The sequence below is a fragment of the Roseospira visakhapatnamensis genome (assembly GCF_014197915.1).
GTDB lineage: Bacteria > Pseudomonadota > Alphaproteobacteria > Rhodospirillales > Rhodospirillaceae > Rhodospira > Rhodospira visakhapatnamensis.
Genome location: NZ_JACIGK010000014.1, coordinates 71,276 through 98,032, shown reverse-complemented (window position 1 = coordinate 98,032; position 26,757 = coordinate 71,276). Strand labels below are relative to the sequence as shown.

Annotated in this window: 24 protein-coding genes; 11 read left to right on the top strand and 13 right to left on the bottom strand. The window is 70.1% G+C overall.

What is annotated here, in order from left to right:
* Window positions 1-77 precede the first annotated feature (77 nt).
* The 5 genes from GGD89_RS10815 to mdh form a co-directional block, all read right to left on the bottom strand.
* Window positions 78-818: a DUF533 domain-containing protein gene (locus GGD89_RS10815; protein WP_184045082.1), complete on the bottom strand. Its 741-nt coding sequence runs from the start codon at window positions 816-818 to the stop codon at window positions 78-80.
* Between the two features lie 93 nt (window positions 819-911).
* Window positions 912-3,857, bottom strand: coding sequence for a 2-oxoglutarate dehydrogenase E1 component (locus GGD89_RS10810; protein ID WP_184045080.1), 2,946 nt, complete (start codon window positions 3,855-3,857; stop codon window positions 912-914).
* A 313-nt stretch (window positions 3,858-4,170) separates the two neighbouring features.
* Window positions 4,171-5,046, bottom strand: coding sequence for a succinate--CoA ligase subunit alpha (gene sucD, locus GGD89_RS10805; RefSeq protein WP_184045078.1), 876 nt, complete (start codon window positions 5,044-5,046; stop codon window positions 4,171-4,173).
* Between the two features lie 2 nt (window positions 5,047-5,048).
* The gene (gene sucC, locus GGD89_RS10800) at window positions 5,049-6,248 is read right to left on the bottom strand and encodes an ADP-forming succinate--CoA ligase subunit beta (RefSeq protein WP_184045076.1); all 1,200 of its coding nucleotides are present in this window, start codon (window positions 6,246-6,248) and stop codon (window positions 5,049-5,051) included.
* Between the two features lie 114 nt (window positions 6,249-6,362).
* The gene (gene mdh / locus GGD89_RS10795; protein ID WP_184045074.1) at window positions 6,363-7,322 is read right to left on the bottom strand and encodes a malate dehydrogenase; all 960 of its coding nucleotides are present in this window, start codon (window positions 7,320-7,322) and stop codon (window positions 6,363-6,365) included.
* A gap of 313 nt (window positions 7,323-7,635) precedes the next feature.
* On the opposite strand from mdh, the gene chrA reads away from it, so the two are divergent.
* Complete coding sequence (gene chrA, locus GGD89_RS10790; RefSeq protein ID WP_184045072.1) at window positions 7,636-8,910, top strand: chromate efflux transporter; 1,275 nt, start codon at window positions 7,636-7,638, stop codon at window positions 8,908-8,910.
* A 6-nt stretch (window positions 8,911-8,916) separates the two neighbouring features.
* On the opposite strand, the gene GGD89_RS10785 is transcribed toward chrA, so the two are convergent.
* Window positions 8,917-9,684, bottom strand: a complete 768-nt coding sequence (locus GGD89_RS10785) for an RES domain-containing protein (protein WP_184045070.1) — start codon at window positions 9,682-9,684, stop codon at window positions 8,917-8,919.
* Window positions 9,644-10,051, bottom strand: coding sequence for an antitoxin Xre/MbcA/ParS toxin-binding domain-containing protein (locus GGD89_RS10780; protein WP_221238419.1), 408 nt, complete (start codon window positions 10,049-10,051; stop codon window positions 9,644-9,646). The genes GGD89_RS10785 and GGD89_RS10780 overlap by 41 nt, the downstream gene beginning before the upstream one ends.
* Window positions 10,052-10,273: 222 nt before the next feature.
* Between GGD89_RS10780 and def the strand changes: the two genes are divergently transcribed.
* Genes def through GGD89_RS10760 form a run of 4 tightly spaced genes read left to right on the top strand, consistent with a single transcriptional unit; the run spans window position 10,274 to window position 12,876 of the window.
* Entirely contained in the window at window positions 10,274-10,795 is a 522-nt protein-coding gene (gene def, locus GGD89_RS10775) for a peptide deformylase (protein WP_184045154.1), read from the top strand.
* A 53-nt stretch (window positions 10,796-10,848) separates the two neighbouring features.
* Window positions 10,849-11,757, top strand: a complete 909-nt coding sequence (gene fmt, locus GGD89_RS10770) for a methionyl-tRNA formyltransferase (protein ID WP_221238420.1) — start codon at window positions 10,849-10,851, stop codon at window positions 11,755-11,757.
* Between the two features lie 14 nt (window positions 11,758-11,771).
* Window positions 11,772-12,545 carry a tRNA pseudouridine(38-40) synthase TruA gene (gene truA / locus GGD89_RS10765; protein ID WP_184045066.1) on the top strand — a complete coding sequence of 258 codons (774 nt, stop codon included), beginning with the start codon at window positions 11,772-11,774 and terminating at the stop codon, window positions 12,543-12,545.
* A gap of 4 nt (window positions 12,546-12,549) precedes the next feature.
* Window positions 12,550-12,876, top strand: coding sequence for a DMT family transporter (locus GGD89_RS10760; RefSeq protein WP_246423037.1), 327 nt, complete (start codon window positions 12,550-12,552; stop codon window positions 12,874-12,876).
* A gap of 27 nt (window positions 12,877-12,903) precedes the next feature.
* Here GGD89_RS10760 and glk read toward each other — a convergent pair whose 3' ends face one another.
* From glk to GGD89_RS10735, 5 genes are all read right to left on the bottom strand, one after another.
* The gene (gene glk / locus GGD89_RS10755; RefSeq protein WP_184045064.1) at window positions 12,904-13,896 is read right to left on the bottom strand and encodes a glucokinase; all 993 of its coding nucleotides are present in this window, start codon (window positions 13,894-13,896) and stop codon (window positions 12,904-12,906) included.
* A gap of 44 nt (window positions 13,897-13,940) precedes the next feature.
* Window positions 13,941-15,374, bottom strand: coding sequence for an alpha,alpha-trehalose-phosphate synthase (UDP-forming) (gene otsA / locus GGD89_RS10750; RefSeq protein WP_184045062.1), 1,434 nt, complete (start codon window positions 15,372-15,374; stop codon window positions 13,941-13,943).
* A 152-nt stretch (window positions 15,375-15,526) separates the two neighbouring features.
* The gene (locus tag GGD89_RS10745; protein ID WP_184045060.1) at window positions 15,527-17,977 is read right to left on the bottom strand and encodes a glycoside hydrolase family 65 protein; all 2,451 of its coding nucleotides are present in this window, start codon (window positions 17,975-17,977) and stop codon (window positions 15,527-15,529) included.
* A 434-nt stretch (window positions 17,978-18,411) separates the two neighbouring features.
* A complete protein-coding gene (gene otsB / locus GGD89_RS10740) occupies window positions 18,412-19,236 on the bottom strand; it encodes a trehalose-phosphatase (RefSeq protein ID WP_221238418.1) in 825 nt (274 codons plus the stop codon).
* Window positions 19,226-19,999, bottom strand: a complete 774-nt coding sequence (locus tag GGD89_RS10735) for an HAD family hydrolase (RefSeq protein WP_184045058.1) — start codon at window positions 19,997-19,999, stop codon at window positions 19,226-19,228. Before GGD89_RS10735 ends, otsB begins: the two co-directional genes overlap by 11 nt.
* Window positions 20,000-20,411: 412 nt before the next feature.
* On the opposite strand from GGD89_RS10735, the gene GGD89_RS10730 reads away from it, so the two are divergent.
* Window positions 20,412-20,906, top strand: a complete 495-nt coding sequence (locus GGD89_RS10730; RefSeq protein WP_184045056.1) for a hypothetical protein — start codon at window positions 20,412-20,414, stop codon at window positions 20,904-20,906.
* A 69-nt stretch (window positions 20,907-20,975) separates the two neighbouring features.
* Here the strand turns inward: GGD89_RS10730 and GGD89_RS10725 are convergent, their stop codons facing one another.
* Window positions 20,976-21,518 carry a gluconokinase gene (locus tag GGD89_RS10725; protein WP_184045053.1) on the bottom strand — a complete coding sequence of 181 codons (543 nt, stop codon included), beginning with the start codon at window positions 21,516-21,518 and terminating at the stop codon, window positions 20,976-20,978.
* A gap of 246 nt (window positions 21,519-21,764) precedes the next feature.
* Between GGD89_RS10725 and gndA the strand changes: the two genes are divergently transcribed.
* From gndA to GGD89_RS10700, 5 genes are all read left to right on the top strand, one after another.
* Complete coding sequence (gene gndA / locus GGD89_RS10720) at window positions 21,765-23,207, top strand: NADP-dependent phosphogluconate dehydrogenase (RefSeq protein ID WP_184045051.1); 1,443 nt, start codon at window positions 21,765-21,767, stop codon at window positions 23,205-23,207.
* Between the two features lie 106 nt (window positions 23,208-23,313).
* Window positions 23,314-24,981: a putative transporter gene (locus GGD89_RS10715; RefSeq protein ID WP_184045049.1), complete on the top strand. Its 1,668-nt coding sequence runs from the start codon at window positions 23,314-23,316 to the stop codon at window positions 24,979-24,981.
* 127 nt (window positions 24,982-25,108) lie between these two features.
* On the top strand, window positions 25,109-25,414 hold the full coding sequence (locus GGD89_RS10710; protein WP_184045047.1) for a metal-sensing transcriptional repressor: 306 nt from the start codon (window positions 25,109-25,111) through the stop codon (window positions 25,412-25,414).
* Window positions 25,415-25,430: 16 nt separating this feature from the next.
* A complete protein-coding gene (locus GGD89_RS10705; protein ID WP_184045045.1) occupies window positions 25,431-26,237 on the top strand; it encodes a nickel/cobalt efflux transporter in 807 nt (268 codons plus the stop codon).
* 150 nt (window positions 26,238-26,387) lie between these two features.
* Window positions 26,388-26,741, top strand: a complete 354-nt coding sequence (locus tag GGD89_RS10700; protein WP_221238417.1) for a hypothetical protein — start codon at window positions 26,388-26,390, stop codon at window positions 26,739-26,741.
* The last annotated feature ends 16 nt before the right edge of the window (window positions 26,742-26,757 follow it).

The window sequence follows — 26,757 nt, the reverse complement described above, 5'->3', positions numbered from 1 at the left end:
CATCCTTTCCTGCTTGGGACGTCCGAGGAGACAGCGCTCGGGCCCCTGTCGTAAGTCGCGGCGCGGGACCGTCCCCCTCAGGCGGTGGACTCGGCCACCGACGCGTGGAGATGATCGACCAGCGCGGGGTCGAGGCGAAGCTGGGCCGCGAGCATGGCCAGATAGCCCCGTTCGGCCGGACCGTCGGGGTCGATGGCCAGCAACGACGCGGCATAGACCTCGGCGGCCATCTCGGGACCCGTGACGCTCCCGGTGACGGCGCCGATATCCATGGGCCGGCCCAGTTCGTCCATGACGAACGCCTTGGCGTCGGCATCGAGCCCCATGCTGTTCAGCTGCTCGAAAATGCGGCTGTACTCGTCGCCGTCAATGTGGCCGTCGGCCTTGGCGGCGGTGATCATGGCCCGCAACAGGGTCTGACTGTGATCCTGGATGGCATCCGGCCGATCGGGGGGCGGCAGGAAGGGACTGTCGGCCGGCGGCATGGGTGGTGCCTGAGGCGTTGCCTGTCCATGCGCCTGTCCCTGGCCCGGGGGCGGGGCCGCCCGGCCGGCCTGCCAGTCGCGCCAGGCCTTCCAGGCCAGGCCGCCGACCACCGCCATGCCCCCATAGGTGGCGACCGTGCCGGCGACCTTGCGCCCCTTCTTGGAGCCCAGCAGCACGCCGGCCAGCCCTCCGGCCAGGGCGCCGCCCGCGACACCGGACAGGGGATTGGCGCCCGAGGATCCGGACGGGCGCCCCGCCCCGGCGGGCGGCGTCCCCGAGGCGGACCCGCTCCCCAGGAACTGATCCAGCAACTTCTGTGCGTCGAATTTCACCGTGGCACCTGGATTGCGTGGGGTTTCAGGACAAGCACACCGGGCTTCGCACACCGGTCAAGGCACCGGACTCCTCGACCGGCGGAGCGCCGGTCAGGTCACCGCCGACAGGCCGGTGGCCCGGCTGAACGGACGCGGCAGGTCGTCCACGTCCCAGGTCAGGGCCTGGTCGACCAGGGTGTTCTGTTCCTGCTGGTGAACCCGGGCCGTGCCCGTCGCCGGCGAGGCCGACGCGCTGCGCCCGGCGTAGTGCGCCTGTCGCTCGGCGTGTTGCAGGTCCTCCAGGGCATAGTGCAGCCGCCGGTCCACGAACGTCCAGGCGCCCATGTTGGCCGGTTCCTCCTGGCACCAGATCACGGTGGCCCGCGGATAGCGTTTCAGTTCGCGCTGCACGCCGTCCCGAGGCCAGGGGTAAAGCTGTTCCACCCGCACCAGGGCGACGTCGCGGATGTTCCGCTCGCGGCGGGCCTGCAACAGGTCATAGTAGACCTTGCCGGTGCACAGCACCACGCGGCGCACCTCGTCATCGGGCACCAGATCGTCGGTTTCCCCCAGCACCCGGCGGAACCGGCTGCCGTCCTGGAAGTCGGCCACCGCGCTGACGCACAGCTTGTGGCGCAGCAGCGACTTGGGCGAGAACAGAACCATGGGCTTGCGGAAGTTGCGGCGAAGCTGGCGGCGCAGGGCATGGAAGTAGTTGGCCGGCGTGGTCAGGTTGCAGACCACCAGATTGTCCTCGGCGCACAATTGCAGGAAGCGTTCGGGCCGCGCCGACGAATGCTCCGGTCCCTGACCCTCGTAGCCGTGCGGCAGCAGCACCACAAGCCCGGACATGCGCAGCCATTTGTACTCGGACGCCGAGATGAACTGATCGAAGATCACCTGGGCGCCGTTGGCGAAGTCGCCGAACTGCGCCTCCCACAGCACCAGCGCCATGGGATCCTGGGCCGCGTAACCGTACTCGAAGCCCAGCACCGCGAACTCCGACAACGGACTGTCCAGCGCCTCGAACGTCGCCTGGCCGTCACGAATGTTGTTGAGCGGGCGATAGCGCGCCTCGCTGGTCTGGTCCACCAGCACCGCGTGGCGCTGGGAGAAGGTGCCGCGCCCGCAATCCTGGCCCGACAGCCGCACCGCGTGCCCGTCCAGCAGCAGGGTCCCGAAGGCCAGCGCCTCGGCGGTGGCCCAGTCGATGCCCTCGCCGCTTTCGTGCATCGCGGCCTTGGCCTTGAGCTGGCGGGCGATCTTGGGGTTGACGTCGAAGGTCTCGGGCGTGGTGGAGATGGCCTTGAACACCTCGGCCAGGGCATGCGGCTTGGCGGCGGTGGCGTACTGCTTGTACTCCTCCTCGCCGAAGGCCGCCTCCAGGCCCTCCCAGGTGCCCAGCAGCCAGTCGGCGCGGTTGGGGCGATAGCCGCCGCTGGCGGCGAAGGCCGCCTCCATGCGCGCCACCGTCGCGGCGTGCAGGTCGTCCAGCACCCGCTGCTCCATCAACCCATTGTCCACCAGATAGCGGCCGTAGGTTTCGACCGTGCTGGGGTGGCGGGCGATGTGGGCATACATGCGCGGCTGGGTAAAGGCGGGCTCGTCGGCCTCGTTGTGGCCCTGGCGCCGGTAGCAGACGATGTCCAGCACCACGTCGGTGCCGAACTCCTGGCGGAACTCCACGGCCACGCGCGCGGCGTGCACCACGGCCTCCGGGTTATCGCCGTTGACGTGCAGGATCGGCGCCTGGATCACCTTGGCGATGTCGGTGCAGTACTGGCCGGAGCGGCTGTACTGCGGGCTGGTGGTGAAGCCGATCTGATTGTTGATGACCAGATGAATGGTGCCGCCGGTGCGGTAGCCGGTCAGATGGGCCAGGGCGAAGCACTCGGCGACCACGCCCTGTCCGGCCATGGCGGCGTCGCCATGGATCAGCACGCCCAGGACCCGCCTGCGCTCGGTATCGCCGATCTGGGCCTGCTTGGCCCGCACCTTGCCCAGCACCACGGGGTTGACCGCCTCCAGGTGCGAGGGATTGGCGTTCAACGTGACGTGCACCGTCTTGCCGTCGAACTGTCGATCGGCCGAGGTGCCCAGGTGATACTTGACATCGCCGGAGCCCTGCACGTCCTCGGGATTGCTGGACTGGCCCTGAAACTCGCTGAAGATGGCCTCCAGCGGCTTGTGCATCACGTTGGACAGGACGTTGAGCCGGCCCCGGTGGGCCATGCCGAACACCACGCTGTCCAGGTCGAGCTGGCTGCCGCGCTTCAGGATCTGTTCAATGGCCGGGATGATGGACTCACCCCCCTCCAGGCCGAAGCGCTTGGTGCCCGGGTACTTCTTGTGCAGGAAGCGCTCGAAGGTCTCGGCCTCGATGATGCGCTCCATGATGGTGCGCCGACCCAGGTCGGTGAAGGCGGTGCGGTTCAACTCGCTCTCGACGCGCTTCTGAACCCAGGCCTTCTGGTCGGGGTACTGGATGTGCATGAACTCGACGCCGATGTGACCACAGTAGGTCTCGCGCACCACCTTGTTGATGTCGCGCAGCGTCGCCGTCTCCAGGCCCAGCACGTTGTCGATGAAGATCTCGCGGTCCAGGTCGGCCTCGGTGAAGCCGTACGACCGGTAGTCCAGCTCGGGGTGCGGTTCCGGCTCGGTCAGGCCGAGGGGATCCAGGTTGGCCTCCAGATGGCCCCGCACGCGGTAGGCGCGGATCATCATCAGCGCCCGGATGGAATCCAGCGTGCGCGCGCGCGCCGCGTCGTCGGACAGGGCCGCCGCGTCGCCGGCCTTCCCCTTCCCCTTATCCGGCGGGGGCGCGTCGGGGTCGGCGGCGCCGATCACCTGGCTGGTGTGGCGGGTCCAGGACGGTCCCTGACGCTCGGCGCGGACGGCCTCGGGGGCGTCGCGCAACTCCTCGAAGAAGGTCCGCCAGCCGGCGTCCACGCTGTCCGGATCGTCCAGATAGCGTTCGTACAGTTCCGCCAGGAAGGTGGCGTTGGCGCCGTTGAGCAGGGAGGTGCGCAGGGTCGACTCGAACAGACTGTCCATCGTGACGCGACTGACGCGGCCATGCCGCCGCGTTCCCTTCTTGTGGCGGCCCCCGGACGCGGAGGAGCCGGGGGACCGGAGCGCGGCGCGTCGGTTCTTCCAAAAGGCGCGAAAACCGCCCGGGGACAGCGTTCGCTGGCAACCGATCCGCCGCCGGGGAGCGGGCCGGAGTGCGACCGGCGGGCACGCCGCGCCGGTCACCGGAAAACACCAGACTATCCCCCCACACCCCGTTGTGCCACCGTCCGATGAACACCGAACCCAATTTTCGGTGGTGGAGCCCGGCGCGGGGGGGAAGCCTGGTCGGGCGGGATTAGCCCTTCATGGCCGTCAACATGGTCTCGCCCAGCGCGGCCGGGCTGTCGGCGACATGGATGCCGGCGGCGCGCATGGCCTCGATCTTGGCGTCCGCCGTGCCCTTGCCGCCGCTGATGATGGCGCCGGCATGGCCCATGCGCTTGCCCGGAGGGGCGGTGCGCCCGGCGATGAAGCCGACCGTGGGCTTCTTGACCTTCGACTGGGCCAGGAACTCGGCGGCCTCTTCCTCGGCCGAACCGCCGATCTCGCCGATCATGATGATGCCCTGGGTCTCGTCATCGCCCAGGAACAGGTCCAGGCAGTCGATGAAGTTGGTGCCGTTGACCGGATCGCCGCCGATGCCGATGCAGGTGGTCTGCCCCAGGCCGGCGGCCGTGGTCTGGGCCACCGCCTCGTAGGTCAGGGTGCCGGAGCGCGACACCACGCCGATCTTACCGCGCTTGTGGATGTGGCCCGGCATGATGCCGATCTTGCACTCGTCCGGGGTGATGACCCCCGGGCAGTTGGGACCGATCAGCCGGGTTCCGGAGTGGGCCAGGGCGCGCTTGACCTTGACCATGTCCATCACCGGAATGCCCTCGGTGATGCACACCACCAGTTCGATCCCGGCGTCCACCGCCTCCAGGATGGCGTCGGCGGCGAACGGCGGCGGCACGTAGATCACGGAGGCGTTGCAGTCCGTCTTCTCCCGGGCCTCGGCCACGGTGTCGAAGATGGGCAGGTCCAGGTGGGTGCCACCACCCTTGCCCGGGGTGACACCGCCGACCATCCTGGTGCCATAGGCGACCGCCTGCTCGGAATGGAAGGTGCCCTGGCTGCCGGTGAAGCCCTGACAGATGACGCGGGTGTCCTTATTGACCAGTACAGCCATGATTATTGCGCCTCCTTGACGGCCTCGACGACCTTCTGCGCGGCGTCGGCCAGGTTGTCGGCGGCGATGATGGGCAGGCCCGAGTCCGCCATGATCTTCTTGCCCAGGTCCACGTTGGTGCCCTCCAGGCGCACCACCAGCGGCACGTTCAGGCTGACCTCCTTGGCGGCGGCGACCACGCCCTCGGCGATCACGTCACAGCGCATGATGCCGCCGAAGATGTTGACCAGGATGCCCTCCACGTTGGGATCGGACAGGATGATCTTGAAGGCCGTGGTCACCCGCTCCTTGGTGGCGCCGCCGCCCACGTCCAGGAAGTTGGCCGGCTCGGCGCCATAGAGCTTGATGATGTCCATGGTGGCCATGGCCAGGCCGGCGCCGTTCACCATGCAGCCGATGGCGCCGTCGAGCTTGATGTAGTTGAGGTCGTGCTTGGTGGCTTCCAGTTCGGCCGGGTTTTCCTCGTCCTCGTCACGCATCTCCGAGATGTCGGGATGGCGATACAGGGCGTTGGAATCGAAGTTCATCTTGCAGTCGAGCGGCAACACCCCGCCGGCCCCGGTGACCACCAGCGGATTGATCTCCAGCATGGCCGCGTCGGTCTCGGTGAAGGCGCGATACAGCGCCATCAGCAGGCGCGTGCAGCTTTTCACCTGGTCGCCCTTGAGACCCAGGGAGAAGGCCACGTTGCGGCAATGGAACGGCTGGATGCCGGTGACCGGATCGATGGCCACGGTGAAGATCTTCTCGGGCGTCTTGGCGGCCACCTCCTCGATGTCCATGCCGCCCTCGGTGGAGGCCATGATGATGACCCGGCTGGTGGCCCTGTCGATCAGCATGGACAGGTACAGCTCGCGCTGAATGTCGCAGCCGTCTTCCACGTAGATGCGCTTGACCTGCTTGCCCTCGGGGCCGGACTGGTGGGTGACCAGGGTGTTGCCCAGCATCTGCGCGGCGTTCTCGCGCACGTCGTCCACCGACTTGGTCAGGCGCACGCCGCCCTTGTCGCCGGCCGCCGGCTCCTTGAAGCGTCCCTTGCCGCGTCCGCCGGCATGGATCTGGCTCTTGACCACGAACACCGGCCCGTCCAGGCCGCGCGCCACCTGCTCGGCTTCCTCGGGCGTGTAAGCCACACCGCCCTTCAGCACCGGCACTCCATACTTGGCCAGCACCTGCTTGGCCTGATACTCATGAATGTTCATCCCTGGGTTCCCCTGTCTCCCAGATCCGGTTGTCCCCGATCTTGGGTGTCCCGATTCATCGGTGCATCCGCCCGCGCGGCGACGCGCGATCGCGCCGCCGCCCCGGGACCACGGTCATGCCTTCGGCATCAACTCGCGGGAAGCCTCGACCAGACCGCGCACGGCCTTGACCGAGTTGTCGAACATGGCCTGTTCGTCGTCGTTCAACGTGATCTCGACAACCTTCTCGACGCCGCCGGCGCCCAGAACCACGGGCACACCGACGTAGAGGTCGTCCACGCCGAACGCGCCCCCGCACCAGGCGGCGCAGGGCAGCACGCGCTTCTTGTCCTTCAGGTAGGCCTCGGCCATCTGCACCGCCGCCGCCGCCGGGGCGTAGAAGGCGGATCCGGTCTTCAGCAGGCCGACGATCTCGGCGCCACCGTTGCGGGTGCGGGTGACGATCTCGTCCAGGCGCTCCTGGGTGAGCCAGCCCATGGCCACCAGGTCGGGCAGAGGGATACCGGCCACGGTGGAGTAGCGGGTCAGCGGCACCATGGTGTCGCCGTGGCCGCCGAGCACGAAGGCGCTCACGTCCTCGACCGAGACGTTCATCTCCTCGGCCAGGAAGTAGCGGAAGCGGGCGCTGTCCAGCACGCCGGCCATGCCCACCACCATGTTGTGGGGCAGGCCCGACAGTTCGCGCAGCACCCAGACCATGGCGTCCAGCGGGTTGGTGATGCAGATGACGAAAGCGCCGGGGCAGTGGGTCTTGATGCCGTCGGCCACCGCGCCCATCACCTTGGCGTTGATGCCGATCAGGTCGTCGCGCGACATGCCGGGCTTGCGGGGCACGCCGGCGGTCACGATGACCACGTCGGCGCCGGCGATCACGCTATAGTCGTTGCCCCCGGCGGAGGCGGCGTCACAGCCCTCGACGGGCGTGGACTGGGCGATGTCGAGCGCCTTGCCCTGAGGCAATCCCTCGGCGATATCGAACAGAACGACGTCGCCCAGTTCCTTGAGCCCGATCAGATGCGCAAGCGTGCCACCGATGTTGCCGGCGCCAACCAAAGCTATTTTCTTGCGTGCCATGGACGTCCTCTTCTCCATTGGATCGTGATGGGACCCGAGTTTGTTTTTTGTTTATCGCATCGGGCGTTGCAACGCTCAGGACGTGTGCTCCCCGGAAGATGTAGGGTGTCGTAACCCGATTCCCAGAAGGGGGCAAGGGGAACCCAGGCCGCCCGCTCCCGATTCGGGCGGCCGGCGCCGGTTGCCGGCGGCGACAAATCCATGACATTTGTCAATCACCGCGCCGGCGCACCTTGTCCGGGCCTGGATCCCGGGGAATGGTGACGCAGCCCCCGTGATCCGGGGATCCTGTCGCCGCCGGAGCCCGCACGCCATGCCCCGTCCCCCCGTCGTCGATTCCGTCCCCGCCGCCGCCCCCCCCGCCGACGCGGCGCCACCCCCCGGCGCGGACGCCTCCGCCTGGTCCGTCTTCTGGGTGTTCCTGCGCCTGGGGCTGACCAGCTTCGGCGGACCGATCGCCCACCTGGGGTATTTCCGCGCGGAGTTGGTGGAGCGGCGCAAGTGGCTGGGCGACGCCGCCTATGCGGACCTGGTGGCGCTGTGCCAGTTCCTGCCCGGCCCGGCCAGCAGCCAGGTCGGCCTCGGCCTCGGACTGCATCGGGCCGGCCTGCCCGGGGCGCTGGCCGCCTGGATCGGCTTCACCCTGCCCTCCGCCCTGCTGCTGGCGGCCGCCGCGCTGGGGCTGGCGGCGCTGGACCCGGCGGCGGACGCCGGCTGGTTGCGCGGACTGAAGATCGTGGCCGCCGCCGTGGTCGCCCAGGCGGTCTGGGGCATGGCCCGGACCCTGGCCCCGGACCGGCCGCGCGCCACCCTGGCGCTGGGATCGGCGGGGCTGGTGCTGCTGGCGCCGCTGTCCGGACTCCCGCCGGTTCTGGGACAGATCGCGGCCATCGCCCTCGGCGCGGTGGTGGGCTGGGCGGTGGTCCGCGACGCCCCCGTGCAGGCCCCCGGCGCCCTGACCGTGCGCCTGGGCCCGCGCGCGGCGCTGGTCTGCCTGGGCCTGCTGGTGGTGCTGCTGGCCGGACTGCCGATTCTGGCCACGATGACCGGGGCGACCGCCGTACACCTGGCCGACGGCCTGAGCCGCGCCGGCGCCCTGGTGTTCGGCGGCGGGCATGTCGTCTTGCCACTCTTGCAGGCGGAGGTGGTGCCCACCGGCCTGGTGGACCGCGAGACCTTCCTGGCCGGCTATGGCCTGGCCCAGGCGGTGCCCGGGCCGTTGTTCACGATCTCGGCGTGGCTGGGCGCCTCGGCCGGGGACGGCGTGGCCGCCGGCCTGGCGCTGGCGCTGCTGGGCACGATGGCGATCTTCCTGCCGGGCGCCCTGCTGCTGTTCGCCGCCCTGCCCTTCTGGGCGCGGCTCAGCGCCAACCCGGCCGCGCGCGCGGCCCTCGCCGGCGTCAACGCCGCCGTGGTCGGGCTGCTGCTGGCCGCCTTCTACGATCCCGTCCTGACCGGCGCGGTAACCGGCCCGGCCGACGTGGCCCTGGGGCTGGCCGCCTTCCTGGCCCTGCACATCTGGAAGGCGCCGCCCTGGCTGGTCGTGCTGGCCGCCGCAGGGGTGGGTTGGGCGGTGGGTCTGGGATAGGGGCCGTTACGATCGCGCCCACACCATGCCGATCACCCGGGGATCGGCCGCGAACGCGTCGCGGCCGAATGTCAGGCGTTGGGACGGCCATTCGCACACCGCCTGGACGCCAGCCGGGCCGGGCCGCAGGTACCACGTCTGCCATCCGATCGGGTCGGGTCGCGCGAAGACCGCGCAGGACAGCGCCGCCAGGGTGGCGCCCCGCTCGGGGTCGCGCACGGAGTCCGCTTTCAGCAAGGCGATGTTGGCCGCGCGCGCGGCCTCCGCCAGGGTCTGGCAGGGACCATGGTCGGTGGGATGGGTCCAGATCGCCCGATCCCTGTTCAGCGGCGGCGCGGTCAGGTCGAGCGCCCGCGTCGTCTCCAGCGCCACGGCGAACGCGGCATATGTCGCGGCGTTGGCGGGCCACGGCGTGCCCGGCGATTCGGCGAAGAACAGCAGGCGATAGAAGGCCATCTCGGCCACCGCCGTCTCCACGGCCTCGGCGGCATAGAACACGCCGGCTGTGCGGCCGGCCCGCCGAAATCGGGAGCCATGAGGATACGGGCCGTACCGAAACGGAGTGAACAGCAGATAGTGCACGTGCCGACACTCGGGCGGCACCGGCGGCTTGGTGTCTTCCAGGATTTCTTCGAGCAGGGTCTGTTCGTCGGCCGTGTCCACCAGTTTCTGGGTCGAGACCAGATGCTGGGCTTCCACCAGTCGCCAGCCGTCCCCGATGTACGCCCGCGCCTCAGAGGCAAGCGCGTCGGGCGTCCAGGTAGGCAAGGACATCCATCACCCCCGTGATCTCGGCCAGACGATGAACAGGCCGGCCACCGAGGGCATCGTTCTCCGCCCGCAACCACGCCCGGGCAACCCCCTCGTCACCGCCGACCAGGGCATCGAGAGAGCGGAACAGACGCACCAGCAGAACCCCCAACTCGTAAGGCTTGTCGCCTTCCCGCAGCAGGTAACCGCCGTGCATCAATCGTGACACCGTGGATTCGGATAGGCCAAGCATCACCGCCACCTCACGCTGACGCAACCCCAGCCTCCGGCAGGCCGCGCGCACAGCCTTGGTCACCACCCGGGCGCGGGCCTCATCGTCCCCCGAGGAAACAATGGGCTGACTCTGTGGTGTCATCTGTGATGCCGCCATGGCGTTTCCTCTCACATGAAAATATATGCGACACCTATTTCTGATGCAATCTCCAACGGTCCGACCATGCCCGTGCGGGACCGACCCCGCGTCGCCGGGCCGGCGCCCCCATCCTTGACGCCCCGCCGCGCGCGCCTTATGTCGGGGCTGTTCCTTGATCTTATCGTGCCCGGCCCGCCCATCGCGCCCATGCAGGGCGCGGAGTCCTTTGTCGAGGTTGCCATGGCCGTCTTGCCCATCGTCATCGCCCCCGATCCCCGCCTGAAGCAGGTGGCCAAGCCGGTGGGCACCGTGGACGCCGACGTCCGCCGTCTGATGGACGACATGTTGGACACCATGTACGCCGCCCCGGGGATCGGCCTGGCCGCGCCGCAGGTGGGCGTGCTGAAGCGGGTGATCGTGATCGACGTGGCCCGCGAGGGCGAGCCGCCACGGCCCGTTCGCATGGCCGACCCGGAGATCCTGTGGGTCTCGGACGACCTCAACGTGCACGAGGAAGGCTGCCTGTCCCTGCCCGAGGCCTACGAGGAGGTCACCCGCCCCGCCCGCGTGGGCGTGCGCTACCGCGACGAGACCGACACGGTGCGCGAGATCGAGGCCGAGGGCCTGCTGGCCATCTGCGTCCAGCACGAGATCGACCACCTCTCGGGCACGCTGTTCGTCGACCACCTGAGCAACCTTCGGCGCAACATGATCCTGCGCAAGCTTCAGAAACGGAAGAAGCAGGGCGTGGTGGCGGCGTGAGCGACGACGGGAAACAGAGCCCGAGAGACCCCGGACGCCTGCGCGTCGTCTTCATGGGGACCCCCGATTTCGCCGTGCCCACCCTGCGGGCCCTGGTGGGGGCGCACGAGGTCGTCTGCGTCTATTGCCAGCCGCCGCGTCCGGCCGGACGCGGCAAGGCGGAGCGGCCGTCCCCGGTCCAGAGGGTGGCCGAGAGCCTGGGCCTGCCGGTACGCCATCCCGCGCGCCTGAAGGATCCCGCCGACCAGGCCGCCTTCGCCGACCTCCAGGCCGACGTGGCGGTGGTGGTGGCCTACGGCCTGATCCTGCCACGCCCGATCCTGGAGGCGCCCCGCCTGGGGTGCCTCAACGTGCACGCCTCGCTGTTGCCGCGCTGGCGCGGCGCGGCCCCCATCCAGCGGGCCATCATGGCCGGGGATGCCGAGACCGGCGTGACCATCATGCGGATGGAGGCCGGCCTGGACACCGGACCGATGCTGCTGGCCGGATCCGTGCCCATCGGCGCGGACGCCAATGCGGGCACCCTCCATGACGCGCTGTCGGCGCTGGGCGCGCCGCTGCTGCTGCGGGCGCTGGCCGGATGGGCGACCGGCACGCTCCCGGCCACGCCCCAGCCGACCGAGGGCGTCACCTACGCCGCCAAGATCGACAAGGCCGAAAGCCGCCTCGACTGGTCTCGCGCGGCCCCGGACGTGGACCGCCACGTGCGCGGGATCACCCCCGCCCCGGGCGCGTTCTTCACCCACGGCGAAGACCGCATCAAGGTGCTGGCCTGCACCCCCGTGGTCGAGGGCCGCCCCGAGACCCCGCCCGGGACCGTGCTGGACACCGCGCCCACCGTCGCCTGCGGCGAGGGCACGGCGCTTCGCCTGCGCGTCCTGCAACGGGCCGGCAAGGCGCCCCTGGAGGCCGAGGCCTTCTTGCGCGGTCACCCCCTTCCCCCGGGGACGGTCCTCGGGTAGGAGACGGCGGGATCATGCCGCGCTACCGGCTCCTCATCGAATACGACGGCGCGCCGTTCGTCGGCTGGCAACGCCAGGTCAACGGCCCCTCGGTGCAACAGGCGCTGGAGGAGGCCGCCGAACGCCTGACCCCCAACCGGCCGGCGGATCAGCCCGTGCGCCTGCATGCCGCCGGGCGCACCGACGCCGGCGTGCACGCCCTGGGCATGGTGGCCCATATGGACCTGCCGCGCGTCCTGCCCGGCGGCAAGCTGGCCGACGCGCTCAATGCCCTGACACGGCCGGCGCCCATCGCCGTGCTGGAGGCGCGCGTGGTCGCCGACACGTTTCACGCCCGCTTCTCGTGCATCGAGCGCCGCTACCTGTACCGTCTCCTGACGCGGCGGGCCACGCCGGCCCTGGCGCGCGGCCGGGTGTGGTGGATCCCCCGGGACCTGGACGCCGAGGCCATGCGCCACGCGGCGCGGCGGCTGGTCGGCCATCACGACTTCAGCAGCTTCCGCGCCGCCGCGTGCCAGGCCGACAGCCCGGTGAAGACCCTGGACGCGCTGGACGTGGCCCGGGTGGGCGACGAGATCCACGTCACCGCCCGGGCGCGCTCCTTTCTGCATCACCAGGTGCGCAACCTGGTGGGCACCCTGGCGCTGGTGGGAGAGGGCAAGTGGTCGGATGACGACGTGGGCCGCGCGCTGGCCGCCCGCGACCGCGCCGCCGCCGGCCCGACCGCCCCGGCCGGCGGCCTGTACTTCCTGGCGGCGCGCTATCCCGACGACTGCACAGAGGTCTAACCCCATGATGCCCTGGATCTACATGCTCGGCGCCATCGTCCTGGAGGTGGCGGGGACGACCTCCATGAAGCTGGCCGAGGGGTTCACCCGGCCGCTGCCCTCCGTCGGCGTGTTCGCCTTCTACGGCGCCAGCCTGGGCTTGCTGACCCTGGCCCTGAAGACCTGGGACGTGTCGGTCGCCTATGCCCTGTGGTCGGGCCTGGGCACGGCGTTGATCGTGCTGATCGGGGTGGCATGGTTCGGCGAGGCCCTGACGGCGACGCGGATCGCCTGCATCGGCCTGATTCTCGTCGGCGTGGTGGGACTGAACCTGAGCGGCTCGTCCCACTGACCCCCCGCCACTGCCCACCGACGCGCGTCACGCTCCGGCGCGCACCATCCGCGCCAGCCCCACGAAGGCCGGAGTCGGGTGGGTGACCACCCGCGTGGGCACCGGCGCCACATAGTCCCGGAAGCGGCCCTTGGCCTCGAACCGCGCGCGGAAGGGCGAGGCGCGGAACAGGTCCAGGGTCGCCGGGACGATCCCCCCCAGGATGAACACCCCGCCCAGCGCCCCGGTGGACAGAACCAGGTTGCCGGCCACCGTGCCCAGCAAGGCATACATGCGATTCATCGCCGCCCGGGCCAGCGGGTCCGTCCCGCCCATGGCGGCGGCCGACACCGCCTCCGGCCGGTCGAACCGCGCCGCGACGCCCTCCAGCGCCGCCAAGGTCCGATACAGCAGCAGCAGGCCGTCGCCGCTGATCAGCCGTTCGGCCGACACATGGGGATGGGTCGGCCACAGATGGTCGAGCAGCCGCGCGTCCGCCGCGTCGGCGGGCGCCAGGGTGACATGGCCGCCCTCGGTGGCCTGGGCGCGCCAGCCCCCGGCGCCATCGGGTACCAGCAGCGCCACCCCCAGGCCGGTCCCCGGACCGATGGCCACCATCGGATGGTCGGCCGAGCCCGCGCCCCCCGGTCCGATGGCGACGCTGTCCTCCGGTCGCAGATCGGGGATGGCCAGGGCGTTGGCCACGAAGTCGTTGATCACCGTCAGCCGCGACAGCCCCAGCGCCTCGCGGGTCGCGTCGATGGAAAACGCCCAGGCGTGATTGGTCAGGTCGACGGCGTCGGCCAGCACCGGACAGGCCACCGCCCAGGCGCCGACCCCGGGCATGGGCAGGCCGGCGGCGGCGGCCTCCGCCAGCATCACGCGGGCGGCCGCGACCGGCCCCGGATGGTCGTCGGTGGACAGCGTGGCGGCCCGCAGCACCGCGCCCGTGAGCGTGTCCACCAGCGCGAACCGCGCGTTGGTGCCGCCGATGTCGGCGATCAGGCCGGTGGCGGGCGCGATCGTCGAAAAGGTGCTCATGGCCGCACCGGCCCTGTCATGGACATCCCCCTCACGCCGCGCCCTCACAGCACGGCGGCGGGCACGGACGCCTCGGCATCGGCGCCGGAGCGCACGGCCAGCGGCGTGGGCACCGCGCGCAACGCGGTCAGGAAGCGTTCCCGCCAGCGTTCCAGGGAGTTCTCGCGCACCCGCGCATACATGGCGTTCCAGCGCTCGCGGCGTTCATCCAGCGACATGATGAGCGCCTTGTTGAGCGCCGCCGCCACCCCGTCGTGGTCGAGGGGATTGACCAGCAGGGCCGCGTCCAGTTCCCGGGCCGCGCCGGCGAACCGCGACAGCACCAGCACGCCCGGATAGTTGGGGTCCTGGCTGGCCACGTATTCCTTGGCCACAAGGTTCATACCGTCGCGCAACGGCGTGACCACGCCCACGCGGGACAGGCGGAAGAAGCCCGCCAGGGTCTCGCGCTGGAAGTTCTTGGTCAGGTAGTGCAGCGGCATCCAGTCGAAATCGCCGTAGCGGCCGTTGATGTAGCCGGCCAGGCCCTCCAGGGTCTCGCGGATGGTCTTGTACTCCGGCACCTCGGAGCGCGACAGCGGCGCGATCTGCATCATCGACACCTGGCCGCGATGGTCCGGGTAGGTGTCCAGGAAGCGTTCGAAGGAGCGGAAGCGCTCCGGAATGCCCTTGGAGTAGTCCAGCCGGTCCACGCCGATCATCAGGGGCCGGGTGCCCAGGCTGCGGTCCAGCCGCCGCGCCGCGCCCAGTTCCATGGCCCGTTCAGCGGCGGCCTCCATCTGCCCGGCCTCGATACCGATGGGGAACACCTCGGCCCGCACCAGACGCCCGTGCGCCTGGAAGGTCCGGTCATCCAGCAGGTCTCCGCCCACCTCGTAATGGATGTAGTCGCGGAAGGCGCGCAGGTCGTTTTCTGTCTGGAAGCCGAGCACGTCGTAGGCGCACAGGGACTTGACCAGAAGCTCGTGGCTGGGCAGGGCGAGCAGCACCTCCATGGCCGGGAACGGCGTGTGCAGGTAGAAGCCCATCGGCTGCTCGACGCCGCGCGCGCGCAGCTCCAGGCCCAGGGGGATCAGGTGATAGTCGTGCACCCAGACGTGGTCATCGTCCTCAATCAGCGGGCGCAGCTTCTCGGCGAACAGGCTGTTGACCCGGCGGTACCCCTGGTAGTTCTCGTGGCTGAAGTCGGCCAGATCCAGGCGATAATGGAACAAAGGCCAGAGCGTGCGGTTGGCGAAGCCATTGTAGTATTCGTTGTAGTCCTTGCGCCCCAGGTCCACGGTCGCGTAGGTCACCGGCCCGACCTGCGCGATCGTCGGTTCGTCGGCCGTGTGGGCGGCGGTGCGCCCACTCCAGCCAAACCAGATCCCGCCGCAGCTTTGCAAGGCATCGCGCAGGGCCACCGCCAGGCCGCCGCTGGTCGCGGACTGAGCGTCCGGCACGGCGACCCGATTGGATACCACCACGAGACGCGACATTCGTTCCTCCTGTTGCTGATGGTCGGGGACCACCCCCATGCCCGCCGGTCATGGTCCCCGCTGGTCATAGGGGCCGCGCCGTGCGGGGCCGCCACCCGGCCACGGGCCTCGTCCCCCGCGGCGACCGGTGGCACACCCCCGGCGCGGTCCGGCTACTCGGCGGCCGAGCGTCCCACCTCCGTCGCCGCGCCCTTGGACAGGCGGAAGGTGATGGCCTCGCCCGGCGGCAGGTCCCGGGACTCGCCGCGCACGCAGATGCTCACCGGCCGGACCCAACCACTGTGCGCCGCCACGGTCATTTCCTCATCCTTCAGCACCACATGCAGCCAGCGGCCCAGGTAGCGCAGCTTGAGCTTGAGCGTGCCCATGCGATCGGCGAACACCGGATCGAAGTGCAGCACCCCGTCGCGCACGTCCAGGCCGGTGAAGCAGCGCTGCACCAGATCGACGGTGCCGGCCATGGCGCCGAGGTGGATGCCCTCCGGCGTGGTGCCCCCCTGGATGTCGTCGATATCCGAGTGCAGCGCCTGCTGGAACAGGTCCCAGGCCTTGTCCGGATGGCTGCGGGCCATGACGGCGGCGTGCACCATATAGGACAAGGTGGAGCCGTGCGAGGTGCGCGCCAGGTAGTAGTCGATGTTGCGCTGCCACTGGTCCTCGGTCAGCGGTTCATAGCCCAGGCGCTGCATGAGGTCGGACAGTTCCTCGCGCGAGAACAGGTAGAACAGCATCAGCACGTCGGCCTGCTTGGACAGCTTGTAACGGTCGGAGCTGTCGCCCTCGGCCTCCAGGATGCGGTCCAGGCGCTGGATATCGCCGTACTTCTTGCGGTAGCCGTCCCAGTCGAACTCCTTGAGATTCTCGTAGCCCTCGAACTGGCTGATGATGCCCTCGCCGTGGAAGCAGATGGTCATCTTGCGGCTCATCTCGTCCCACAGCGCCAGTTCCCGCTCGTCGAGCAGCAGCTTTTCCATCAGCTCCTGGCGGTGCGGGGCGTCCAGGCAGGCCAGCACCTGCATGGAGGCGCTGCACAGCCAGGCCACCAGCACGTTGGTGTAGGCGTTGTTGTTGAGCCCCGGCTCCTCGGTTTCCGGATAGGCCTCATGGTACTCGTCCGGCCCCATCACCCGGTGGATCTCGTAGCGCCCGGTCTGGCCGTTCAGGTGCGCGAGAGAGGCGAAGAAGCGGGTCACCTCCAGGATCAGTTCGGCGCCGCGCAACTCCAGGAAATGCTCGGATCCGGTGATCTGGAAATGACGCCAGGCATTGTAGGCGATGGCCAGGCTGACATGGCGCTGAATGCAGCTGTTGTCCGGCACCCACCGCCCGGAGCGGGGGTTGAGGTGCACCTTCTGGCTTTCCTCGCGTCCGTCGCTGCCCGACTGCCAGGGGAACATGGCGCCCTTCAGGCCCTCCTCGGCGGCGGCCTCGCGGGCCTTGGGCAGGCGCATGTGACGGTAGCGCAGGCAAGAGCGGCTGATGGCCGGCAGCCGGTAGTTCAGGAACGGCAGGATGAACAGTTCGTCCCAGAACACGTGGCCGCGATAGGCCTCGCCATGCCAGCCGCGCGCCGGCACGCCCACATCCAGGTTGATGGTGTTGGGCGACAGCGTCTGCAACAGATGGAAAATGTGCAGGCGCAGGATCATCTGCGTCTTGCTGTCGCCGTCCAGAACGATGTCGCAGCGGTCCCAGAGCTGGCGCCAGACCCGCTCGTGGTCCTGGCGCAGGCGGCCGAAGGCCGGGGCGTGCGCGGCCGCCTCGCGGGCGGCGATGCCGGGCTCCGAGATGGCCGTGTCACGCGAGGTGTAGAGCGCGGCCAGCTTCTCCACCACCAGGGTCTCGCCATGACCGACCGAGCAGTGGAGGTCCTGCTGGACGTAGCCTTCCTCGTGCACGCTCTCGGTCCGCGCCTCGAAGGCATGCGGGTTGGAGACGACGCGGGTGCGCGCGGCCTGGGCCACCCGCAGGCGCGACTGCTTGGTCTCCACCAGAAGCTGCAACAGCGCTTCGCCGCCGTCCCGCGCCTGATAGGTGCCGGCGATCAAGGGTGTCAGGTGCGAACTGTTGAGGTCGCGATAGCGTCGGACGCCGGCGTTGATGACCCGCCCGTCCAGGGCCGAGCGCACCTGCACCGGGCCGGACCAGTTGTGGGCGGTCAACGACAGTTCGATCCCCGCCAGGTGCATGTCGGCCATGCTGACCAGCCGCCGGGTGGACAGCGTGCTCTCGCGATTGGCCTTGTCGCGGAAGCGGACGGTCACTTCCAGAACGCCCCGGAACAGATCCAGCGTCTGCCGGAAGGACAGGATCTCCACGGCCTGGATGTTGAACCAGTCCCCTTCGGCGACGCGGAAGGTGAGCGCCGACCAGTTGGGCAGGTTGACCAGATCCTCGTTCTCGATCACCCGGCCGGCGACCTCGGTGGGCGCGCGGTTGTAGCCCCCCGATAGGTAGGTGGCCGGGTAATGGGTCTTGTCGGCCATCACCCAGCAGAAGGCGCCGCGACTGACATAATAGCCATTGCCGGTGGCGCACAGGGCTTCCCTCAAGCCCTGCCGGTCTGGGTCGAAGCGGTCGTAGACCAGAGACCAGTCGGTCATGGACGGCATTCCTTTCCTGGTTGGTGGGACTCGGGCGATAACGCCGAATGGTTGCCTGCGGCTTCTGGCCGATGGATGTGGGCCTGCGCGCGGACGGGCCACCGTCGGACTCTCCCCGTCCGCACTCCTCGTGAGCATGGGTGCCTGATGGGGTGACCGGCGCGGATCCCGCCTCGGCGGTCGCGCCGGGGAGCACGACCCGGACGCCTCCCCCCAGGACGAGGGGACAGGGGGGCGGTGCGCGCCCCCTGCCGCGTTCGGGCCCGTGCCCGTCCCCCATTCTCCAAATCGGAAGACAGCCTCCGGACGGCTCCCGCCGTGATCGGCGATCACCCATCCTTCGGCATCGGTATCAAACGGATCAAGACGGTTCATACGGATGCCCGCGCCCACCCTCGGGCACGGACCAATCGCCGCCGCCGGGCGGCGGTCTTCTAAGGTGTCAGGCGACGCAACAGCTCCAGCACCTGATCGGGATTGTCCACCCGGAAGTCGGCGGCCGACACCCGTCCGGCGTCGCCATCACTGGCCGGCGCCGCCAGGACACCCACGCCGCCCAGGCCCTGCAAGGCTCCGAAGGCGTCCTCGTCGGTGACGTCGTCGCCGAAGAACATGGGCCGGTGGCCGGCGTCGTCCAGCTTGAGCGTGGACAGCAGATGCTCCACCGCCTTGCCCTTGTCCCAGTCGATGGCCGGCTGGAACTCGAACACCTTCTTGCCGGTCTTCTCCTTGATCCCCGGCACCGTCTCCAGCAACCGGTCGAGCGCGGCCCGGAACGCCGGATAGTCGGCGTCGGACACCAGCCGGTAGTGGGCGGCGGCGGAGAAGCGCTTGCGCTCCACCAGGGCGCCGGCGATGGGGCCCAGGCCCTCGTTGAGGACGCGCTCCACATCGTTCATCAGCGCCGTGTAGTCGCCGATGCCCTCCAGGGACAGCACGCCCGCCTCGGGCGTGCGGATGTCGAAGCCGTGGCTGCCGGCGAAGGTCAGGCTGTCGATGCCCACCAGCGCCTCCACGTCGGGACGGTCCCGACCGCTGACCACGGCCACCGGCACCCGGCGGGCCAGCGCCCCCACCACGGCGCGGCCCTCGGCCGACAGGATGGCGTTCTCCGGGCGATCGACGATCGGCGTGAGCGTGCCGTCGTAGTCCAGGAAGATCGCCGGCACCGCCCCGTTCAGGGCGGCGCCGAGGGCCTCGAAAGCCTCCAGGGCATGGGGAAGGTCGCGCACGTTGCGCAAGCGGGGCTCAGTTGTCACGAAGCAGGTCTCCCAAGTCCTTGACGACAATATGGGCACCGTTGTCCCGCAGGGAGTCGGCGCCGGCGCCGCGATCGATGCCCACCACCACGCCGAAGCCACCGTCGCGGCCGGACTGCACGCCGACGATGGCGTCCTCGACCATCACCGCGCGCTCCGGCGCCACCTTAAGCAGGCGGGCGGCCTCCAGGTACGTATCGGGCGCGGGCTTGCCCGGCAGGCCGGCGGCGGCGGCGTACAGGCCGTCCACGCGCACCTCGAACAGGTCGGTGAGGCCGACGCGCTCCAGCACCGGCCCGCAGTTCTTGGACGACGACACCACGGCGGTCCGCCATCCGGCCTCGGCCAGGCCACGCACCAGGGCAACGGCGCCCTCGAACACGGTCACCCCATCGCGGTCGATCACGTCGTTGAAGGCCATGTTCTTGCGATTGCCGAGGCCGCAGACGGTCTCGGCGTCCGGGTCGTCGCCAGGATCGCCCTCGGGAAGGGTGATGCCGCGCGCCGCCAGGAAATCCCGCACCCCGTCGTAGCGGGGCTTGCCGTCCACGTGGTCCAGATAATCGGCCTCGGTGAAGGGCACGAACGGCGTGCCGTCCCGCGCCGCGCGGGTGCGCAGGTACTCGTCGAACAGGTCCTTCCAGGCGGTGGCGTGGACGGCGGCGGTGTCCGTGATCACGCCGTCCAGATCGCAGATGATGGCCGACAGATCCTCCCCGGACCAGGGCAAGGCCGACGGTGGCACACGAGTGGCGATGGGCATGTCCCCTCCTGCTGGCGGTGCCGGCCCCCTGAAGCAGGACGGGCCGGATCGATGCTGCGCGGCCGGGGCAAAAAAAGGCGCAAGCGACGAAGGTCCCCTGTCGGACCCATGACGGGTCCCCCGACGAAACGGATCTTATATGCGTCCGGTTTTCGCATCATAACGGCAAGGGACCACCGGGGTCACCCCCTTGTGGGGGGAATCTCCCCAGACTGTCATGGGATTGACGCGGCGCGGCAGGGCCTGGCGACGGCCCCCGGACCGGCACCGCGCAATTGTTCCTGGACAGAACCGTCCGGGTGGCGCACGGTGAGGACAGCCCCGGTTCGCGCATGCACGCAACCCGGCCAGCGTCCGGTCCCCGGCCGCGTCGCCGGGGTGGACCGCACCGGACACGCGGAGATCTGGCCCCATGTTCCCCGTTTTTCCGTTCTTCCCCTTCGCCTTCGTACCGCCGGTGCCGTTCATGGCCCCGTTCGCCGGTCCCTTCGCGGCCTTCTTTCCCTTCGCCCGAACCGGCCGCGAGTCGACCGGGGACACCGACGCGCCCGCCACGGCGCGCCCCGCCCAGGCCATGATGCACCAGGCCATGGCGTCCCTGGCCCTGATGCCGTTCACGGCCCCCATGACGGTGAGCACGCAGATGGCCCAGGCCTTCCGGGACGCCGGGCGGGTGGCCCGGGAGATGAAGGAGTCGCTGGAGCTCGACGAGGGACCGGTGCACGTGATGATCGGCGATCCCAACACGCCCAACGGCTTGGCCATCGGCATCACCGTGTACCGGGGCGGCGGAGCCCCGGCCATGCGCGACGTCCGCGACGTCGGCGCCCCCGCGCTGAACGGCCCCGCCCCGCGAGGTCCGGCCGACGCCGTGGACGTGACGCCGCACCGCCCCGCCTCGGTATAAGGTCCGCTTCGGCATAGAGGGGGGGAGCCGCCGGACGCCGTCCCGCCCCAGCCATCAGGGGGCCGGCCATCAGGGGGTGAGTCGGGCCAGCGCCTGCGCCGCGGTATCCACGAGGTCGTCCACGTCCTGGTCGATGGACAGGATGAGCACCGGTTCGTCCTCGGCCGGGTGTTCCAGGTCCGCGATCTGGCTGTCGAGCAGGCTGGGCGGCATGTAGTGGTCCCGGCGCGCCTGCATGCGCCGCAGCAGCAGGTCGCGGTCGCCATCCAGCAGGACGGAGACCAGGGGCAGACCGACGGCCTCGGCCAGATGCTGGCGATAGGCGCGCTTCAGCGCCGAACAGGCGGCGATCACGCCGCCCACCTGGTCGGCCTGCTCGCGCATGGCGCCCCCCAACGCCGTCAGCCAGGGCCAGCGGTCGGTGTCGGTCAACGGCACGCCGCGCGACATCTTGTCGACGTTGGCCGGCGGGTGGTAGTCGTCGGCGTCCAGGAACGGCAGACCCAGACGCAGGGCCAGGGCCGCGCCGATGGTGGACTTTCCCGACCCCGAAACCCCCATCACCACCACCACGGGCCGCTGCTGAAACCGAACGCGGGATGCCGCCGTCATCGTCATGCCTCCTCCTACCAAGGTTCGGGCGCTGATCGCCCGGACCGATCATGATCCGGGGATGCGACCGGCCGCAAGGGATCACCCTGCCGCCGGTCCGGTCTGCGCAGACCGCGCGCCCAAATCCCGGGGAATGGAGTATGGTGACCGCCGTGGCGGGGGCCGCGACGGGGGGCGCCGGGCACGGAAACGCCGCCGAACCGCCGACCACCACGGGCATACTCACGAGGATAAAGAGGATACGCGATGACCGGACGCGCGCGCATGGGACTCGTCGGCCTGGGGGTGATGGGCCGCAACCTGGCCCTGAACATGGCGGACAAGGGGGTCGGCGTCGCCGCCCACGATCCATGGCCGGAGGCGCGCACGCGTCTCACCGAAGCCCTGGCCGAGACACCCGGGCTCGACATCACCGTGACGGACGGCCCCGCCGATCTGGTGGCCTCGCTGCCGGCGCCGCGCGCGATCCTCATCATGGTCAAGGCCGGCGAGCCGGTGGACGCGGTGATCGCCAGCCTCACCCCGCTGCTGGCGGCGGGCGACACGCTGATCGACGGCGGGAACTCCCACTACCTCGACACCCAGCGCCGCGCCGCCGCGCTGGAGGCCATGGGGCTGCGCTTCATCGGCCTCGGGATCTCCGGTGGCGAGGAGGGCGCCCGCCACGGCCCGTCGCTGATGGCCGGCGGCGCGGCCGACGCCTATGAAACCTGCCGGCCCGTGCTGGAGGCCATCGCCGCGCGCTTCGACGGCCAGCCCTGTTGCGCCCGGGTGGGCGGCGACGGCGCCGGGCACTTCGTCAAGATGATCCACAACGGCATCGAGTACGGCATCATGCAGGCGATCGCCGAGGCGTTCGTGCTGCTGCGCGACCTGGGCGGCATGGACCACGCGGCGATGGCCGAGACCTTCCGCCAGTGGAACGACACCGCGCTCGCCTCCTACCTGATCGAGATCACCGCCGCCATCCTGGACCGGCGCGACGACCTGGGGACCGGCCCCCTGGTCGAGGCCATCCTGGACACCGCCGGCCAGAAGGGCACCGGGCGCTGGAGTTCGGAAGCCGCGCTGGCACTGGGCATCCCCACGCCGACCATCACCGAGGCGGTGTTCGCGCGCGCCCTGGCGGCCCTGCGGAACGACCGGGTGGCGACCGCCGCCGTCCTGCCCGCGCCGGCCGCGCCCGCCGGAACCGCCCGCTGGGAGGGCGCGGCCTCGGTGGAGGCCGTGCGCCAGGCGCTGCTGGGCGCCGTCATCGCCACCTTCGCCCAGGGGCTGGCGGTCATCCAGGCCGGCGTTCAGGAACACGGCTGGGACACCGACATGGCCAAGGTCGTCGAAATCTGGCGCAGCGGCTGCGTGATCCGCGCCCGCCTGCTGGACGACATCGCCCGGTCGTACCGGGGCACGGAGGCCCCGGGCTCGCTGCTGCGCGCGCCCACCGTGGTCGGCCTGCTGACGGAGGCCCAGGACGGCTGGCGCCGCGCCGTGGCCCTGGCGGTGACCCACGGGGTGCCGGTGCCGGCGCTGTCCTCGGCGCTGGCCTATGTCGACGGGGCCCGCAGCGACAAGCTCTGGGCCAACATGATCCAGGCACAGCGGGACTTCTTCGGCGCCCATACCTACGAACGCCTGGACCGGCCGGGATCGTTCCATACCGAATGGATCGCCCCCAAGGGAACCGCCTGAAACACCGCTGATCACGGACCGTGACGGGGCGTGACGCGGCGGCGCGCCCCGGTCCCGTGACGCCCTGCCTCCCGTCCCTCCCCCCTACTCCCCTCCAGAGGACCGCATGGACGTCTCGACACTTCTCGACGGGCTGGACCCCATCACGCAAGGGATCCTGGTCTTGTGCCTGGTGGCCGTGACCGGATTGTTCTTCGGGAGGGCGAGGCTGGGCACGGTCTCGCTGGGCATCGGCGGGGTGCTGTTCGCCGGCATCCTGTGGGGGCACCTCGGGTTGCAAGTGGACCCCGAGGTCGGCCACTTCCTGCGCGAGTTCGGACTGATCCTGTTCGTCTACACCATCGGCATCCAGGTGGGTCCCGGCTTCTTCTCGGCGCTCAAGCGCTCCGGACTGGCGCTCAACGGCATGGCGGCGGCGATGGTGGCGCTGTCGATGCTGGTGGCCGCCGCGCTGCACATGGCGCTGGACCTGCCGGTGCCGGTGATGCTGGGGCTGCTGTCGGGCGCCACCACCAACACGCCGTCGCTGGGCGCGGCGACGCAGATGCTGACCACCGTGGGCGCCGGCCCGGAAGCCCTGGGCACGCCCGGCCTGGGCTACGCCGTGGCCTACCCCTTCGGCATCGCCGGCATCCTGTTGACCATGCTGCTGGTGCGCGCCGTGCTACGCATCCGCGTCGACCGCGAGCAGGAGGCGTTCGAGGCCGAGCGGGCCGCCGCGCGCAAGGACCTGGACACCGTGACGCTGGAGATCGCCAACCCGAACATGGAGGGGCTGGCGCTGGGCGACCTGCCGGGGCTGAAGGCCATGGGCATCGTCGTCAGCCGGGTGATGCGCGACGGCGTGGTCCAGGTCGCCCAACCCGAGACGCCGGTGAAAATGGGCGACGTGCTGTTGCTGGTCGGCCGCCCCAGGAAGCTCCGCGACATGGTGCGCATCCTCGGCCACCGCGTGGACACCGACCTGAAGGCCGTGCCCTCGGAGGTCAAGTGGCGGCGCCTGGTGGTCACCCGCTCGTCGATCCTGGGCAAGACCATCGGCGATTTGGACGTGCTCCAGCGGTATGACGCCGTCATCAGCCGGGTGACCCGCGCCGGCATCGAGTTGACGCCCAGCGCCAAGTTGCGCCTGCAGTTCGGCGACATCTGCACGGTGATCGGCCAACCCGCCAACCTGGACGGCGTGGCGCGGGTCCTGGGAGACCGGGAACAGGCGCTGCTTCAGGCCCAGATCCTGCCGATCTTCCTGGGCATCGCGCTCGGCGTGCTGCTGGGGTCGATCCCGCTGATGGTGCCCGGCATGCCCGCGCCGGTGAAACTGGGCCTGGCCGGGGGACCGCTGCTGGCGGCGATCCTGCTGGCCCGCCTGGGCCACCTGGGCCCGTTTGTCTGGTTCATGCCCCCCAGCGCCAACCACATCCTGCGCGAGATCGGGATCGTGCTGTTCCTGGGCATCGTCGGCCTGAAGGCCGGAGAGAGCTTCGTCGCCATCCTCACCGAGGGCGACGGCCTGTCCTGGCTGCTGTACGGCGCGATCATCACCCTGGTGCCGCTGCTGATCGTCGGCTTTTTCGCCCGCCTGGTGATGCGCATGAACTACCTGACGCTCTGCGGCCTGCTGGCCGGCGGCATGACCGATCCGCCGGCCCTGGCCTTCGCCAACGCCATCCGCCCGTCGGAGGCCCCGGCGCTGGCCTACGCCACCGTCTACCCGCTGGTGATGGTGTTGCGCATCCTGGCGCCGCAGATCCTGGTGCTGCTCTTCTGGGTGTGAGGGTCGGGCCGCCGGCGACGCTCCGGCGGCCCGGACACACGCGAGCGCGTCGCATCATCGTTTGCTTGACTCTATCCCCTCCAGGGGGATAGGATCCCCCCATGATCCTAGCGTGAGGTTCGCCCGCATGACCGCCACTCCCGCCCCCTCCACGCCCGCCGAGGCGGGCCATGTCCACGCCACGCACGGCGACATCGTCAAGCGGCTGAAGCGCGCCGAAGGCCACCTGCGCAAGATCAGCAGCATGATCGAGGAGGGGCGCCCCTGCGTGGACGTGGCCCAGCAGATGGCGGCGGTGGAGGCGGCGGTCCGCCAGGCGAAGCAGGTGTTCATCCGCGACCACATCGACCATTGCATGGACGGCGTGATGGCCAACGGCCCCGAGGCCAAGACCGTGCTGGCCGAGTTCAAGGAAATCTCGCGGTACTTGTGAGGGACAGGAGGCCGTCATGGATCTCGCCACGGCCATCACCCAGGGCACCGGACAGCCGGTGCTGCTGGTCGGCATGGCCCTCGCGTTGGGCGCCCTGCACGGCCTGGAACCGGGGCATTCCAAGACCATGATGGCGGCCTTCATCATCGCCGCGCGCGGCACCGTGACGCAGGCGGTGGTCCTGGGCCTGTCGGCGGCCGTCTCGCACACCCTCATCGTCTGGATCCTGGCCCTTCTGGCGCTTCGGCTGGGCGAGGAGATGATCGGCGAGGACCTGGAGCCGTGGTTCATGATGGCCTCGGGCGCGATCATCGTCGTCATCGCCCTGTGGATGGCGATCCAGGCCCGCCGGGCGGCCCGCGCGGCGCCGGACCACGGCCACGACCACGACCACGACCACACCCATAGCCATGACCATGCGCGCCCGCAGCCGGCCGACGCGCACGCCCGCGCCCACGCCCGGGCGATCGAGGATCGCTTCGGCGCCGGCAACGGCCGGGCCACCATGACGCAGACGCTGCTGTTCGGCCTGACCGGCGGCCTGATCCCCTGTTCGGCGGCCATCACCGTGCTGATCCTGTGCCTGCATCTGGACCAGTTCTGGCTGGGCGTGGGGCTGGTGGGCGCCTTCAGTGGCGGGCTCGCCGTGACCCTGGTGGCGGCCGGCGTGATCGCCGCCTACGGGGTCCGCTACGTGGCCGCGCGCACCCGGCGGTTCGACCGCCTCCTTGCCGGCGCCCCCTATCTGTCCGCCGCGCTGATCGGCGTCATCGGCCTGGGCATGGTGGCCTTCGGCTGGAGTCATCTTCCCGCGCCGACCTGAGGTCCGGTTCCGTCTTGACCTCTTGGCAGGCTTTACGTTGCGATTAAGACCTATTTTCATTACTGTAGGCCGCGTGGGGGTATTGGGCAAGGGCGTGCCCGACAGCCACACCACCACCGGATCCCCCACTCACCTGATTCGAGGATTATCATGACGACGTCCCTGTTCCGCCGCCCCGCCGCACCCCTCGCCACCGTCGCGGGGGTCATCGGCCTGGCCCTGCTGGCCGGCGCCGCCCCCCGGGTGGCCCAGGCCCATACGCCACTGTGCGCCTGCTACGACAACGGCGACGGCACGGTGATGTGCGAGGGCGGCTTCTCCGACGGCTCCTCGGCCTCCGGCGTGCGCATCGCGGTGCGCGACGGGTCCGGTCACGTGCTCGTCGACGGCTCCATGGACGAGAACAGCGAGTTCATCTTCGACAAGCCCCGGGACGGCTTCTCGGTGATCTTCGATGCCGGCGCCGGTCACCAGATCGAGATCCGCGACGCGGACATCTACTGACGCCGGGCGCGGCCTG